General features: G+C 60.2%; 14 protein-coding genes. 6 read left to right on the top strand and 8 right to left on the bottom strand.

The window, feature by feature from the left end; translation table 11 throughout:
- Nucleotide 1 precedes the first annotated feature (1 nt).
- Nucleotides 2–979: an SDR family oxidoreductase gene (locus AC3RCG_RS18690; RefSeq protein WP_409028350.1), complete on the bottom strand. Its 978-nt coding sequence runs from the start codon at nucleotides 977–979 to the stop codon at nucleotides 2–4.
- A gap of 127 nt (nucleotides 980–1,106) precedes the next feature.
- Here AC3RCG_RS18690 and AC3RCG_RS18685 point away from each other — a divergent pair, with 127 nt between their 5' ends.
- The 6 genes from AC3RCG_RS18685 (at nucleotide 1,107) to AC3RCG_RS18660 (ending at nucleotide 4,604) form a co-directional block, all read left to right on the top strand.
- On the top strand, nucleotides 1,107–1,688 hold the full coding sequence (locus tag AC3RCG_RS18685) for a TetR/AcrR family transcriptional regulator (protein ID WP_492402613.1): 582 nt from the start codon (nucleotides 1,107–1,109) through the stop codon (nucleotides 1,686–1,688).
- Between the two features lie 67 nt (nucleotides 1,689–1,755).
- The gene (locus AC3RCG_RS18680; RefSeq protein WP_492402615.1) at nucleotides 1,756–3,396 is read left to right on the top strand and encodes a SulP family inorganic anion transporter; all 1,641 of its coding nucleotides are present in this window, start codon (nucleotides 1,756–1,758) and stop codon (nucleotides 3,394–3,396) included.
- A complete protein-coding gene (locus AC3RCG_RS18675) occupies nucleotides 3,393–3,782 on the top strand; it encodes an Imm1 family immunity protein (RefSeq protein ID WP_492402617.1) in 390 nt (129 codons plus the stop codon). Before AC3RCG_RS18680 ends, AC3RCG_RS18675 begins: the two co-directional genes overlap by 4 nt.
- Nucleotide 3,783: 1 nt before the next feature.
- Nucleotides 3,784–4,068, top strand: coding sequence for a hypothetical protein (locus AC3RCG_RS18670; protein WP_492402619.1), 285 nt, complete (start codon nucleotides 3,784–3,786; stop codon nucleotides 4,066–4,068).
- Entirely contained in the window at nucleotides 4,058–4,435 is a 378-nt protein-coding gene (locus AC3RCG_RS18665; RefSeq protein ID WP_492402621.1) for a DUF2750 domain-containing protein, read from the top strand. Before AC3RCG_RS18670 ends, AC3RCG_RS18665 begins: the two co-directional genes overlap by 11 nt.
- Nucleotides 4,428–4,604 (top strand): hypothetical protein, encoded by a 177-nt coding sequence (locus tag AC3RCG_RS18660; RefSeq protein ID WP_492402623.1) that lies wholly within the window; start codon nucleotides 4,428–4,430, stop codon nucleotides 4,602–4,604. Before AC3RCG_RS18665 ends, AC3RCG_RS18660 begins: the two co-directional genes overlap by 8 nt.
- A 4-nt stretch (nucleotides 4,605–4,608) precedes the next feature.
- On the opposite strand, the gene AC3RCG_RS18655 is transcribed toward AC3RCG_RS18660, so the two are convergent.
- The 7 genes from AC3RCG_RS18655 to tssF all read right to left on the bottom strand — a co-directional run bounded on the left by AC3RCG_RS18655 (nucleotide 4,609) and on the right by tssF (nucleotide 13,826).
- Nucleotides 4,609–5,088 carry a GNAT family N-acetyltransferase gene (locus tag AC3RCG_RS18655; protein ID WP_492402624.1) on the bottom strand — a complete coding sequence of 160 codons (480 nt, stop codon included), beginning with the start codon at nucleotides 5,086–5,088 and terminating at the stop codon, nucleotides 4,609–4,611.
- A 71-nt stretch (nucleotides 5,089–5,159) separates the two neighbouring features.
- A complete protein-coding gene (locus tag AC3RCG_RS18650; protein ID WP_492402626.1) occupies nucleotides 5,160–6,287 on the bottom strand; it encodes a T6SS immunity protein Tli4 family protein in 1,128 nt (375 codons plus the stop codon).
- Nucleotides 6,288–6,290: 3 nt separating this feature from the next.
- Nucleotides 6,291–8,144: an esterase/lipase family protein gene (locus tag AC3RCG_RS18645; protein ID WP_492402628.1), complete on the bottom strand. Its 1,854-nt coding sequence runs from the start codon at nucleotides 8,142–8,144 to the stop codon at nucleotides 6,291–6,293.
- Nucleotides 8,141–10,735, bottom strand: a complete 2,595-nt coding sequence (locus tag AC3RCG_RS18640; protein ID WP_492402630.1) for a type VI secretion system Vgr family protein — start codon at nucleotides 10,733–10,735, stop codon at nucleotides 8,141–8,143. Before AC3RCG_RS18640 ends, AC3RCG_RS18645 begins: the two co-directional genes overlap by 4 nt.
- A gap of 12 nt (nucleotides 10,736–10,747) precedes the next feature.
- Nucleotides 10,748–11,002, bottom strand: coding sequence for a PAAR domain-containing protein (locus AC3RCG_RS18635; protein ID WP_492402980.1), 255 nt, complete (start codon nucleotides 11,000–11,002; stop codon nucleotides 10,748–10,750).
- 29 nt (nucleotides 11,003–11,031) lie between these two features.
- Nucleotides 11,032–12,021 (bottom strand): type VI secretion system baseplate subunit TssG, encoded by a 990-nt coding sequence (gene tssG / locus AC3RCG_RS18630; RefSeq protein ID WP_492402632.1) that lies wholly within the window; start codon nucleotides 12,019–12,021, stop codon nucleotides 11,032–11,034.
- Nucleotides 12,021–13,826 (bottom strand): type VI secretion system baseplate subunit TssF, encoded by a 1,806-nt coding sequence (gene tssF / locus AC3RCG_RS18625; RefSeq protein WP_492402634.1) that lies wholly within the window; start codon nucleotides 13,824–13,826, stop codon nucleotides 12,021–12,023. The genes tssG and tssF overlap by 1 nt, the downstream gene beginning before the upstream one ends.
- Nucleotides 13,827–13,969 lie beyond the last annotated feature (143 nt).

Raw genomic sequence — 13,969 nt, 5'->3', positions numbered from 1 at the left:
GCTAGTCTCCCACGCTGCCGGTGACGGGCAGGACGATGCCGCTGATGTAGCTGGAACAGGCGGGCGAGGCCAGGAAGACATAGGCGGGCGACAGTTCTTCCGGCTGGGCCGGGCGGCGCATGTCCGTGTCCTGGCCGAATTTCTCGATCTCCTCGGGCGACTTGTCGGCCGGATTGAGCGGCGTCCAGACGGGGCCGGGTGCGATGGCGTTCACGCGGATGCCCTTGTCGAGCAGGTTGCCGGCCAGCGCCATAGTGAACGCATGGATGGCGCCTTTGGTGGTGGAATAGTCGAGCAGGTGCTTGGAACCCTGCAAACCCGTCACGGAACCCGTGTTGATGATGGACGCGCCCCGCTGCAAATGGGGCAGCACGGCCTTGGCCATGTGAAAGTAGCCGTAGACATTGGTCTTCATGGTCAGGTCGAAGCGTTCTTCGCTCAGGTCCAGCAAAGATTCGGCGTGCTCCTGGAAGGCGGCGTTGTTCACCAGCACATCGATGTGCGTGAACCTCTCCAGCACCTGGCTGACGGCTTGCTGGCAAAAGCCCTGGTCGCGCACGTCGCCGGGGATCAAAAGACAGCTTTGGCCTTCCGCTTCCACGTAGCGCTTCGTTTCGTTGGCGTCCGCGTGTTCGTTCAGGTAAATGATGGCGACATCGGCCCCTTCGCGCGCGTACAGCACGGCCACGGCGCGCCCGATGCCCGAATCGCCGCCCGTGATGACGGCCACCATGCCGGCCAGCTTGCCGCTGCCACAGTAATCGGGCGCCAGGAAGCGCGGTTTCAACTGCATTTGCCCCTCGATGCCCGGTTTGTCCAGGTGCTGGGCGGGCAGGGGTGTGCCTGGCTGGCTGCGGCTGCCCGTCTGTACGGGCTGCTTGCTGTCCTGTTTGCCTTTTGCTACGGCATCACGGCCATCCTGCTCCTGCTGGATGGCGCGCTGCAAGTTGCCGGCGGACTGGTCTTTGTTTTCGTTCATGCTGGCCTCCCTGGAAACGAAGACCCAGTATCGGCGCGGCGCCGGCATCAAACGGTGCGCTTGCTAACAGAGTGGCGCAAACGGGCGTAAAGTTATATGATGATTGACATAAATGCAGGAGGGCAGCATGAAAGTGAGCAGGGAGCAGGCGGCGCTGAACCGCGAGCGCATCGTTGACGTGGCGGCAAGATTGTTCCGCGAAAAGGGCTATGACGGCATCGGCGTGGCCGACCTGATGAAGAACGCGGGCCTCACGCATGGCGGCTTCTATGGCCATTTCGCGTCCAAGGAAGACTTGATGATCGAGGCGTGCCAGCATGCCTTGAATAAGTCGCTGGAAGGCTGGCGGGCGAAGGTTGCCAGCGACCCGCAGCGCGCGCTGCCGGCCATCATCGACAGCTACCTGACCACCCGGCACCGCGACCAGCCGGGCGGCGGCTGCCCGGCGGCGGCCATGGGCGCGGACGTGGCGCGCATGTCGCCCGGCGCGCGCCCCGCGTTTACGCAAGCCACGCGGCAGCAGTTCGCGCTGCTGGAAGGCTTGCTACCCGGCGGCGCGCCCGATGGTGCGCCCGAGCGGCGGCGCCAGCAGGCGATCACCACGTTTGCCGCCATGGTGGGCGCCATGGTGCTGGCCCGTTCCGTCGATGACGAAGCGCTGTCGGCGGAAATCCTCGATGCCGTGAAGGCGCAATTGCTGCCAGACTGATCGCGTTCCCCCTGTCAGCCGGCCTCGTCGCATGATAGGCTTCGGTTTTCAGATTTTGGGATCATCCATGCTGCTCTGGCTCAGGCAATACCGGCGTCCTCTGTTGGCCGGAGACATCACCGCCGGTATCGTTGTCGCCATGATGATGGTGCCGCAAGGCATGGCTTACGCCTTGGTGGCCGGTTTGCCGCCCGTGGTCGGCATCTACGCCAGCATCCTGCCGCCCGTGCTGTATGCCTTGTTCGGCAGCAGCATGACGCAATCGGTGGGCCCCATGGCCATCGTCTCGCTAATGACGGCCGCGGCCCTGGCGCCGCTGGCCGACCCCGGCTCCTCGCTGTACATCGTGCTGGCCGCCCAGCTGGCCTTCATCAGCGGCCTCGTCCTGTTGCTGTGCGGCGTGCTGCGGCTGGGCTTCATGGCCAGCTTTTTGTCGCGTCCCGTGATCAGCGGTTTCAGCAATGGCGCCGCCATCCTGATCATCTGGGGCCAGATCACGCCCCTGCTGGGCGCAACGCTTCCCCACTGGCACGCGCCCAGCCTCGTGCTGGGGCTGTCCGGCCTGCTGTTCCTGTGGCTGGCCAAGCGCTACGCATCGCGCCTGCTGCAGCGCTGCGGGCTGAACAAGGTGGCCGCCGACGTGGGCGCGCGCCTGGCGCCGATGGCGCTGGTGCTGGCCGGCATCGCGCTCGTCGCCTATGGCGGCCTGGAAGCGATGGGCGTGCAGACGACGGGCCACGTGCCCAGCGGCTTGCCGGGGCTGAATCTGGCCACCTCGGGCGCCCATTGGCGCACCTTGCTGTCGCCGGCGTTGCTGATCGCCTTCATCATCTTTCTGATGAGCATGTCCGCCGCCCAGACCCTGGCGCAAAAGCGCGGTGAAAAGCTGCATACGAACCGCGAACTGCTGGGCCTGGGCGCGGCCAACGTGGCCAGCGCACTGTCGGGCGGCTTTCCCGTCACGGGCTCGATTTCGCGTTCGGCCGTCAATTTCCAGGCGGGCGCCAACACGCCCCTGGCCAGCATCATCACGGCGAGCCTGCTGGCGCTGGCGCTGGTGGCGCCCACGGGCTGGCTGGCCCTGCTGCCGCTGCCCGTGCTGGCCGCCACCATCATCTTTGCCGTCAGCAGCTTGCTGGACTGGGATACCTTGAAATTGTCGTGGCGCTACGACCGCAGCGATGCGCTGGCCCTGCTGGCGACGACGGCCGGCGTGCTGGTGCTGGGCGTGGAAGCGGGCGTGGTGATCGGCGTGCTGCTGTCGATGGGCACCCTGATCTGGCGCGCCAGCCGCCCGCATATCGCGGTGCTGGGGCGTATTCCGAATAGCGAGCACTTCCGCAACGTGGAGCGCTACGAGGCGCAGACCTTGCCCGACGTCTTGCTGCTGCGCATCGATGCGGGCCTGTTCTTTGGCAACGTGGAAGCCGTCACGGAGCGCGTGGAAGACGAGCTGCGCGGCCACCCGACGGCGCGCCATCTGGTGCTGGTGCTGTCGGCCGTCAACCAGATCGACAGCACCGCCTTGCTGGGCTTGATCGAGCTCAACAGCACGCTGGCCAAGCGCGGCATCAGCCTGAACCTGGCCGAAGTAAAGGGCCCCGTGATGGACCGCCTGCGCCAGAGCAGCCTGCTGCAAGACCTCAGCGGCAAGCTGTATCTGAGTACGGCCCTGGCGACGAACGATTTGAGCGGGAGCACAACATGACGATGGAATTGAATCTGCATGGGGAGGCGCGCGCCGTCGACACCATCGCTGCGCTGGAACAGGCGCTGATGGAAGCGCGCGCCCTGGCCCAGTGCGAGCTGTGGCTGACCATGGCGAGCGATGCGGAGCAGGGCCCGGCCCTGTGCATGCTGCGCAATGGCGGCAACGCCTGGCTGATGTATCTGTCGGGCCAGGATGACTTGAGTTTTCACTCGCTGGGCGACGAGGAGGCAGACGGCGGTTGCAGCTATCTGCTGGCCAATGGCCAGGTGGATGAGTATCCGGAAGCCTGGTGCGTGGACGTGGAACACTGCCAGCGCGCCTTCGTCGATTTTTTCAGGACGGGCGGCGCGCGGTCGGCCGCCATCGCGTGGGAGGCGGATTGACATGCCGCACACCATCATCGCCGAGATCGACAGAGACCTGCTCGCCGCGCTGGAGTCCGGGGCAGGTTTATTGACGCTGCGCGCCATCCTGCTGCGCTACAAGGCCAGCGGTGTGACGGCGGCGCAAGTGGCCGGCTTGCTGCAGGAATTGCGCGCGTCTGCGCAGGACGCCGCGCAGGATGAAGCGCGGGAAGACGTGATACTGGATGCCCTCGACCTGGTGACGGGCTGGTGCGCGCCGCAGCTGCGGGTATGGGACGAGGTAGGGGAAAACCGTGCATCCTGAAAAGTTCGAGCAGGTGATGGGCCAGCCGTCCGCCGAACGCCATGGCTATTTTGTGCGCAAGGTAGCTGATACGCAAGAAGTGTGGGGCTTGTACCACGACGGCTGGGCCACGGCGCACGCCGACGGCAGGGTGGCGATACCGTTCTGGCCGGAAGCGGCATACGCGCAAGCGTGCGCCAGCGGCGAGTGGGACCATTTCCAGCCGCGCGCCATCGCGCTCCACGATTTTTTGAGCAAGTGGCTGCCGGGCATGGCAGGCAACGGCCAGCTGGCTTCCGTGTTCCCCGTGCCGCAAGGACCGGGCGCCATCGCGGCGCCGGTTGATCTATTGATGGATTTGCAACGTGAGGCAGAACAATATGAGTGAGGGCAAGGATGAACGCCTGGACGCTTGGTACGACGGCTCGGCCATCTGCCTGATCGCCGTCGGTGCGCACGGCGATCCGCTGGACCTGGGCGACGACGAAGTGCGCGCCCTGATCGCCAAGCTGCAGCAATGCCTGGCCGAGTCCGAGGCAGGCGCGGTGCCTGATTGAAGGTTCAGGCCGCCGCCAGCGCCTTTTCCATCGCCACGCTGGCCAGGCTGATGCCGCTCGGGTGCGCATACGCTTCGGCGCGCAAGGCAACAAAACCGGCGGCCCGGTAAAACGGTTCCGCATTGAGCGAGGCGGACAGGTGCAGGCGCACGATGCCGCGCTGGCGCGCCAGCTGCTCCAGCGCCGCCAGCAGGCGCTTGCCGATACCGAGTCCCGCGCGCGCCGGGTCGACGAAGACGGCATCGACTTCCTGCTTGTCAGCATCGAGCATGGCGTAGCCGGCGATGGCCTCGTCCTGCATGGCCACGATGCCGCCACTGGCAGCCAGCATGGCGCCATACGATGCCGGCACGGGCGAGGCGGTCCAAACATCAATTTGTTCCGGCGCATAGTGCGTGGCGCAACTGACGCGCACGGCCACCGTGCGCAGGGCCCACAGGGCGTCGATGTCGGAGGGCAGGGCGGGGCGCAGGGTGATGGGCATGGGGTTTTTCCGGGCAAAAGGAGCATGCTAGCGCAATGGCTTGCACGGCGCCAGCATGAGTTTGTCAATTGTCACTGCGCCGGCTTGTCCGGATCGATATAATACGAGCCCGGCGGCGCACCCGGCACTTTCACGCGGAACTTCAGGCCGGAGAGCAGCTTGTCCCACAAGGCGATGGCCTCTTCGTCCGTCAGCGACGCGGCTTCGGCGGCGCCGACCATGTTGTGGGCGACTTTGGTGTACATGGATGCTTCCAATACCGCTGGATAGGCGATATCGCGCGGCGTACCGACCAGCGTCCATTCAAAATCATGCACGCCATCGGTACGCCGTATCAACGATTCCTCGCCGTGCCAGTGCTGCACGTCACGCTTGCCTTCGCGTAGCAGTGTGCGAGCGGGATAATTCTTGCCTTGCTGGTCTTTCGCTTCCTGGATGCGAGCAAGTAATGATAATTTCCCACGTACTTTTGCATCATATTCGGCAGGAGGATAGTCACCGTAGGCATTTTTATTTGATGTGATGGAAAAAGTCACGTCTGGAAAGCTGGGGAAATACAGGCCTGCATCTGCCATTTCCTGACTATCATATTTATTGTCGGTCATGAAACCATTTTTGACGCAATAGCCAGGTTCCTTGGGAACTTCATTTTCATCGCGCAGACGTAAGTTATTAGCGCGAACCATTTGATTTTCTATGGAATCTGCTATTGTTTCACCTTTTCGTGTTGATCCGTCAAGAATGAATATATGGTTTCCTTTTGTGATGTAGGTTTTGAAGATTAAACGCCCACCTTTTTTGGAGAATTCTCCATCATAGTATTGAAGTTGCCAGCTATTTTCTATTGGACCTTTTCCATTGTATGTAATTTCAGAGGTTGGGTCATTTTTTTTTATTTTTTCAATTTCTTCTGCTATGCGTTCGTTTTTTTCTGGTATTCCGCCTGGTATGGTCTTGATTTCCGAAAGAATTGTTGTCCCTCCTGATATGAGTTGTGCTTCTTGCGGAATCTCTAGGGCATAGCGCCCGAAGCATACTATTTTTGTTTTTAAAAATAGTGTTTCCAGGCGTTTGCTGATTTTGAAATTTTCAAGCATTATGATCTCCTTGGCTGAATTTTTTTTCGCGTAGGCGGATAGGAATACCATCGCAATAACCGTAATCGTGAGGAAAATTGTTTTCTCTATCTTATTGTTCATGGCTTACTCCCATTTTGCCGTCTTGGCAATTTGTACGATGGAATACAGCATGGATGCCATTACATTTGTATCGGCGTAGCTGTTCTGGTGTTCATAACCGTTCGCTTCCGCCGTGCCATGTACGAAAAGTGTGCCTGTGATATGCTGGGCAGAACGGTCTGACGGCACCGTTCCATCACCGCGTGCATTAGCTGCTTGTAGCCTTAACTTTAAGAATTTACCTCCGGCCTGGACCAGGAGTTGTCCCTTTGCATCATCTTCAAGTAACTTCCATTTTTCAGGTAACGGCTCGAATTTATTCCACGGATCATTTGAGCCACTATGAAGACCTTCAATTAATTTAAATACGACGTCGCCGTAACTTAAAAAATTTCGGGAAGCGCAATAGCTTGCATAAGTCTTTGGATGGAATTTTTTTTCTATGGACGATAGAAATTTTGAGGCGGATGTTATTCTCTCCATTGTTCTTTCTATACCCCCACCTTTTTCATAAGGAAGGTCTGCGGGGTTTACCCATTTTGGATTGATTAGCCTCCACCACGCATTGGCGGGTTGAAGGTAAATGCTTTCCAGTGCAGTGGCCTTATCGCGAGGCCAGCTCCATAAAACTTTATCCTGTGCATCTACAATTTTCAGCCAATTCTGGCCATATGCCGCACCTGGCAACATTTCCAGTGGCGCTGGTGCATTTGCCAGAATGGCGGTGGCGTATTCACCGTCGATCCCTAGAATGCTGGCCTCTATTTTTGCTATCGAACCTTCTCTTTCCTGAAATCCAAAACGCATGCGTTTATACGCTCCTGCGGCGCCAATGGTCGGCATCACGTTGTGATAAATGCCCAGAATTTTTACATCTTTATCGTCTAACATATTTCCATAGCTGGGGTGTATTAATGCACGGGCCAGCAAGCCCCCCATGCTATGGGTAACGATGATGACTTCGTTACATTTGAATCCGCGTTCCTGGTAGCCTTTGACCAGGCCGCGTAGTCGCTCTGCAATAGTGACGGCGGATACCCCATTGCTCTTGATAAAGTTATAACCCATCGCATGCACTGGATACCAGCAAGGAGAAATTTTCTTTAAATCGCTGACGGTAATGGCTTTCCCAGATGACGCGCCAAAATTTTCTGGATCTTGCAAAAGCAGTGCGCCAAGGCCACTTGTTTGACGCCAGACAGGATGTGGCTTACCGTCGGAAATCATGTTATTGAGATGCAATTCGGCAGCCCGCAACATTGTTCCGTACGCACCAGCAAATAACACTTCACTCCATCCTCGCCAACGGGCTATTTGTGCTGGGCTTTGATATGAGCAGGCTTTACCTTGATTCGGGCGTGATGTTGTCGCTATCCTGTTCGTTCCCATCAGAGGAGGAATGGGCGTAAAGCTGTCAGGCACATTTTGATGCCGCGCATCCGCGGCTTTGGTTTCCGCACCATCTGGATCGAAGCGGCTATTGCTCTCGGTATAGTGGTAATACTCGACTTCGGTTTCAGTGGGATCAAACACCAATTGACGCTGCCGTGGCGACGCATCTTTGAACCAGCCACCCAGGCCATTGCTTGTGAGGACAGCTGCCTTGCCTCCCGCACCCATCATATCGTCTGGGCGCCAAGCCCGATTGTCTGGACGGCGCAATTCCTCCTGGCGAACCTTGCTCATCCTTAGATTGCTCCCCATCACGCCTGGCAGAAAGATGACAGGAATGACTTTGCCTGGCGGCACAGTGACGTCGTGTCGGGCAGTATCTTTTGTTTCCGTCATCGAAACGGCGAGTTCCGCCCAGCCTCCCACGCCCTGACTAAATTTTGCAGGATGATTGCCACGGTTATTCAAGTCGTCACATTTGCTCATGGCAGTTCTCCCTTATAGCGAATGATGTAGCTGTCCATGCCCGTGGATTTTTGTAGTTGCGTGGAACCGTCTTCCGCGCTTTTGCCGGCCATGTTGCCGTCATCGCGCAGGATTTCAAAAGCAAGGCCAACGGCCGGTGTATCGTCGACATTCACCAGCAACACTTCCTGATCAAAACGCGCTACTGGCCTCTCATTAAATTCCTGCGACACGCTCTTCGGCGCCAGGGTTTCCAGGTTGCCGTTGAAGAGCACGGGCGAGGAGGTGAAGAACTGCACCTTGTCGCTGATTTCCAGCATGTGGTTGGCGCCGTGCAGGCGCACGCCTTTCTTGCCCTTGATGTTGACCCAGTCCGCTTCGCTGATCAGCGACAGCACTTTCCGGGCGAGGATTTCCACCTCGTCGCTCTGGGCCTCGATGGACACCTTGCCGCTGGCGGCGATCAGCTTCATGCCGGCCTTGTGCACGAACAGGCTGAAGGTTTTGGCGATGCTGGCAAACATGCTGTCGCCGCTGGCGAGTGAAATATGCTTGCCGCTGGTGAGTGCCACATGCTCGCTGGCGGCCACGTGGATGGACTGGGCCGTGCTCAGTTCGATGCCGGCCGGGCTGGCCAGCACCAGATGTGGTTCGGACAGTTCCGGGAAATCGCCGCCGCCTCCCTTGATGGCGGCGTTTTGCCGCTGGATGGCGTCGGCCACGGCGCCCTGTTGTGCGGTACTGTCCTGCGCGCCCGCGTCCACGGCCATGCCGGCCAGTCCCTCGTGCAGTTGGCGTGCCTGCGCCAGGCGGGACTGCGTTTCGTCGAGCTGTTTGACCGATCCAGTTCCTGCTGATGTTTCTGTGGTGATCAGCATGCCTTTGGCGGCGCGCAGGGCACCCCAGGCGTTGCTGGCCAATTCAAAGCCCGCGCCGCGCGCTTCCTTGCGGCCCGCGTTGTCGTCGATGCGGGTGATGTTGCCCAATGACAGCCGGCTGTCCTGGTGCTCGCTGCGCAGCTGTGCCTGGATGGCGCCCTTGGTGTCGTCGAGCACGAGGTGGTTGGCGCTGCGGGTGCCCAGTTCGCGGCTGCGCACGCCGGACAGGGCACGCTGCTGGGGCAATTGCCATGGCGGCGGATTGGCGCTGTTGTAGACGACGCCGATGACGATGGGGTGGTCGATATTGCCGTCTTGGAATTGCACGACCACTTCCTGGCCCACGCGGGGCAAGGCGATCTGTCCCATTTGCGCTCCCGCCATCGGCATCATGACCCGTATCCATGGCGAGCTGCGCTCATCGAATTTGCCCAGGCGGTCCCAGTGAAATTGCAGGCGGATGCGTCCCAGGGCATCGGTATGGATTTCTTCCCCGGCCGGCCCGACCACCAGTGCCGTCTGCACGCCGGCAACCACGCACGGCGTGCTGTTGTAGCCGCGGCCCGGGCGCCAGCGGATGTCCCGCCGCACGCACACCAGCGTGTTCGCATAATCCGATGGCGCGCTGGGGCCAACCTGATAATTGTTGCTGGCGATATGCTCGGCTGACAGGATCAGGTACTCGCGATCGGCAATACTGTCCGGGCGTTCCTGGCCAGGCTGATAGCGCTTTTCCTCGGCGCTGAAATGTCCATCGAGACGGAAACAAAGGCCGGGCTGCGCGCCACGGTGATTGCCTGCCGCCTCGAAATACTGGCGCAGATGGTCGCTTTCTTCCATGCGGCGCTGTGCCAGGGACTCTCCATCATCGACATTGCTGTAGCCATAGGCGCCCGTATCTTCATACAACTCGTGGGCAAATACGTCGCCCTGGCGATTCAGCGAGTAGCCGCTGGCAAGGCGTGGCTGCGGATTTTTATAGTCGAAACTGGCCAAGGTCAGCTGCCCGGAGCCGATCCGGCGCACGGCTTGCCATTGTTGCAGGCCATCGTCTTCCAGGGAACCCGACTCGGCGTGAAAGCGCATGGCGCCGTCGCCGGCTACCGTGGCGATCATGTCCGCCAGCGTGCTGTTGTCTGCGAGCCACAAGGTGTGGCCATCGGCGCGGTGCTCGTACCAGTAATGCCAGCCGAGGGCTTCCCAGCGCTGGTGCAGGTGGTTGTAATCGGTTTCATTATGCTGGTTGGCGCAAGTGATCTGTGGATCGTCGCCATGGATGCTGGTTTTCCAGTCGCGCTGCTCGTAGTGCGCAAACGTTGTTTCGGTCAGCTGCATGACGCTTTGGCCATGAAAGGAGACGTTGTCCTGGCGCAGCCGGGCAAAGGCCAGCCACGGTTGCAGCACCATCCGGTACCAGGCGAAGCCGCCGTCTGCGCGCAGCAGGCAGAATTCGCCCACATAGCCGTTAAAGTGGCGCAGCGTGCCATCGTCGCGCACCATGGAAATGGTGACCATGCGGCCCATCATGGCCTTGAGCGCGATGTGCGCGTCGTCCGACAGCAGTTCGGCTTCGAAACGGAAGTCGCGCGATACTTCTTCCCTGGCGGTCAGCGAATTGACCAGCAGGATGGCGCCATCCGGTCCATCGTCATGGGGGAAATCGATCTTCAGCAGGCGCCGCTCTTGCGCGGCGAGGTCGAAGGCCGATAACGCCGCCTGTATGCTTGCATGCATGGACAGCCTCCGTTATAGCGATGTGATCAGGCGGGCGCCGCAGGCGGTGGCATCGCCGTCATAGGCGTACGGCTTGCCCATGTGCTTGGCGCCGGCGCCGTCCGGCGTGATGGGAAAGCTGCCCTTGCACTTGGGGCAGAAGGTCGTGTCGTCGGCCAGTGCCGCCGTCTTCCCCATCACGGTGGTGCCCGACGATGCGCTGGTGACCTTGCCGCCGTGATCGGTTGCGTCTCCGAGCCGGATGACGCCGCGTCCCGTATGTTTCATGCTTGCCTCGCTTTCCAGGGATAAACTGCTCAAGCCAGTTGCAGCAAATAACGCACCTGCGCGCCGCGTACCTTGCCTTGCGCCGTCTGCAGGAACGTCGTCCAGCCGAGGCGCCGTCTTTCTGAAGGGTTGGAACTCAGGAGCAGGGGCCTGATGCACGGCGGACTCAGTATCAGCCGCACTTCATATTGCACATCCGGTACGCCAAACAGCGCCAGCATCTTTGCCAGTGCCGCCGCACCTGCGCTGTGCGGCAGGAAGCGTTGCAGGCTGGCAGTATCCAGCGGGCCGATATGCAGGCAGACGCGCATGTCCTGGCGCCACAGCCGCAGGCCAAGCGTTGCGCCGCGCGCCAGAACGAAGTTGACACTGCCCAGCAGGCTGCGCCGGTTTTTTTCCAGATAGTCCCAGCCCCCGACAAATTGTTGCAGGGTGACGGGTACGCCGCAGTATTCGGCCAGCACGGGACCTATCGCCTGAGCTGAAACGGGGCGGCAGCGCAGCAGGCCAGCGTACCAGGCTGCGACGTCCTGCGTCACGGCGCCAGCTTCGCCGTTCGATGGCAGCGCATCGCGCGGTACGCCGGCCAGTGCCGTCAGCAAGGGCAGTTGCGCATCTTTTGCATGGGTCTCGCGTGCGGACTCCAGGCGATATTTTTCCCATGCCTGGCAATACAGCGAGACCATGCGGTGCGAAAAGATATCGAGGAAGGCCGAGGCGCCGGCGTCCTTGCTCGACAAACGGCAGGCGGCGATGCGTTCCGAGTGATGCAAGGGTAAGGTGCCGCTGGCGCCCAGAAAACGCATGAAAGTCGGTGTCAGGATCAGTTGTTCATGCTCGTCGAGCGAGAGCTGCTCGATTTCGCTGGCTGGAAAGTTCAAGGACAGGCTATTCTTGAAGCGCAGCACCTGGCTGAAGGCTTGTGCATGGGACACGTTCTGCTGACGTAGCCAGCACAGCAGAATACGCACCGCCTGCACGAACTGGTAGCGGTAAGGCTCGGCGAGCAAGTGCTGCATTACACCAGATTCTGCAATCCGCTTCTTGGTTTGCATCGGATCAGCTCCTCTCCGCTTTGCAGTGACAGCACCACCAGTTCGATGAAACTGTTGATTTGCACATACAGTCCAAGAAAGTGGTCGATCACCTGTACAAACAGGTGCATGCCGCTGCCGATAAAGGCTTCCTCGTCCAGCGTGATGCGCACTTCCACGCCATGCGCCAGCGAGGTGCCGCGCCTGTGCCGCAGCCATGTCGTGGTTGGCGAGTGCGCCAGCGCGACGATGCCGCCTATCTGGCGTTGCGAACTTGCCGATTGGGACAGGTCGTACAGCGTCAGCATTTCGCGCAGCGCCGGCAGTCCCTCCTGGACCAGTGCGTGATGATTCAGCGCCAGATGCGAAATCAGGCGCCAGTGCAGACCTGCGCCTGGCGAAAAGCGTCGCGGCTGGCTGGGGCGTCGCAGCATGTGCAGCGCGGGTCCGCCAGCGCACGGTTGCAAGTCTCCTTGCGGCTGGCCGTATTTGAGTGCAAGGGGAAGATCGCGGTTACTGCATGTCAGCGACAGCGACAAGCTGGCCTTTTCATGGATCAGGGGATTGAAGTCGCTGTCAATCAGCGTGATTTTCTTTTCATGACCAGGGCTTTTGATGGCCAACGCCGTATCGTGGCGCATGATCCAGTAATGGCCCTGTTGAGACGTACCCTCGCCATGCCGCAGGCTGTACAGCGGGCGGAATTCGCTCAGCGTACTTTCGCCGCCGCGTTGGCGCAGCAAACGCACGGAGTCGATGGAGACGACTTCGTAACCATGCGCATGGGTGGCATGGGCCAGCACGGGATAGTCGGTTTTCTGCCGGGTGACGGAGATCGGTACGCCTTCCTGGCGGAAGAGATTGACCGCCGGACTGCAGCCCAGCCTTAAGTTTTCGCTGGAAATGCTGGACAACATGCGCGCCGTCGCGGAATCGGGCCGCAAACCGGCCATGCACAGATGCAGGGTAAAGCGCTGGCTGCCAGGCGGCAGGGCCGCACTCAGCGCCGCGATATCGATATCAAAGAAATTGAATTTTTCCGGATACGCAAAATACTCGCTCAGGATGCGGTATGCCGGCTGCGAACGGGCACCGAACGGTATCAAGGCATCCGCGTCGGCGAAGCCGACGGGGGTCAAAGGGACGGCGGGCAAGGCCGTCCATTGCGCCGCGTCGGCCGACACAAAAGCACAGACGGTATGCATGAACAGGGCATCGCGCAATGCGGCGGAAAAAGAAGCCTCGCCATCGATGAAAACGCGCAGCGACGCGGGCGCCGCACCGGGATGCCGGATGCCGATGTTCAGCGAGGCGCTGGCCGATGCTGGCAGGCGTACTCCCGGTGGCGCCTTGATCATCGCATCGAAAACGGCGCTGTCCAGTAACGATGCGCCGGTCGTCATATCGTAGGCCGTCTTGAAGCGGCAGCGTACGCCGCGCACGGGCGCTGTATCCATTTCACTGCCGGCAGGCAGCTGCAAAGCACCCGCTCCCGCCGCCGGGGCGCACTGGCGCACGATGCTGCAGGATGGAAAAGGACGCAGGTAATGCGGGAACAGGGCTTCGAACAAGGCTTCGGTAAATTGCGGATAGTCGTCATCGAGCCGTTTTGAGATGCGTGCCGCCAGCATGGCCACCGATTCGATCAAATGTTCCACATGCGGATCTTCGCAAGACTCGCCGGACATATGCAATTTGCCGGCGATTCTCGGATAGCGCTCGGAGAATTCACGGCAATGTCGCCGCAGCATCACCAGTTCGCGTTCGAAATACGGCAGCAAGTCTTCCATCTTTCTTTTCCTGTGTCTTCGCGGCGGAATGGCCAGTATCCGAGCGTTTGCTCCAAGGAAAATTGCGTTTGCGCAAATAATTGAACAGGGTTACTGCGCAACATCAAGGACTTCCACGCTGGCAACATCAGACTGGCAAAGCA

The sequence above is a fragment of the Janthinobacterium sp. GW823-FHT01H08 genome (assembly GCF_058797855.1).
The sequence above is the reverse complement of the archived record's forward strand: the minus strand, read 5'-3'. Positions and strand labels throughout refer to the sequence as shown.

Excerpts from the sequence above, each read along its gene's own strand:
- AC3RCG_RS18690 (WP_409028350.1), bottom strand. The coding sequence starts at position 979 with ATGAACGAAAACAAAGACCAGTCCGCCGGCAACTTGCAGCGCGCCATC.
- AC3RCG_RS18685 (WP_492402613.1), top strand. The coding sequence starts at position 1,107 with ATGAAAGTGAGCAGGGAGCAGGCGGCGCTGAACCGCGAGCGCATCGTT.
- AC3RCG_RS18680 (WP_492402615.1), top strand. The coding sequence starts at position 1,756 with ATGCTGCTCTGGCTCAGGCAATACCGGCGTCCTCTGTTGGCCGGAGAC.
- AC3RCG_RS18675 (WP_492402617.1), top strand. The coding sequence starts at position 3,393 with ATGACGATGGAATTGAATCTGCATGGGGAGGCGCGCGCCGTCGACACC.
- AC3RCG_RS18670 (WP_492402619.1), top strand. The coding sequence starts at position 3,784 with ATGCCGCACACCATCATCGCCGAGATCGACAGAGACCTGCTCGCCGCG.
- AC3RCG_RS18660 (WP_492402623.1), top strand. The coding sequence starts at position 4,428 with ATGAGTGAGGGCAAGGATGAACGCCTGGACGCTTGGTACGACGGCTCG.
- AC3RCG_RS18655 (WP_492402624.1), bottom strand. The coding sequence starts at position 5,088 with ATGCCCATCACCCTGCGCCCCGCCCTGCCCTCCGACATCGACGCCCTG.
- AC3RCG_RS18650 (WP_492402626.1), bottom strand. The coding sequence starts at position 6,287 with ATGAACAATAAGATAGAGAAAACAATTTTCCTCACGATTACGGTTATT.
- AC3RCG_RS18645 (WP_492402628.1), bottom strand. The coding sequence starts at position 8,144 with ATGAGCAAATGTGACGACTTGAATAACCGTGGCAATCATCCTGCAAAA.
- AC3RCG_RS18640 (WP_492402630.1), bottom strand. The coding sequence starts at position 10,735 with ATGCATGCAAGCATACAGGCGGCGTTATCGGCCTTCGACCTCGCCGCG.
- AC3RCG_RS18635 (WP_492402980.1), bottom strand. The coding sequence starts at position 11,002 with ATGAAACATACGGGACGCGGCGTCATCCGGCTCGGAGACGCAACCGAT.
- tssG (WP_492402632.1), bottom strand. The coding sequence starts at position 12,021 with ATGCAGCACTTGCTCGCCGAGCCTTACCGCTACCAGTTCGTGCAGGCG.
- tssF (WP_492402634.1), bottom strand. The coding sequence starts at position 13,826 with ATGGAAGACTTGCTGCCGTATTTCGAACGCGAACTGGTGATGCTGCGG.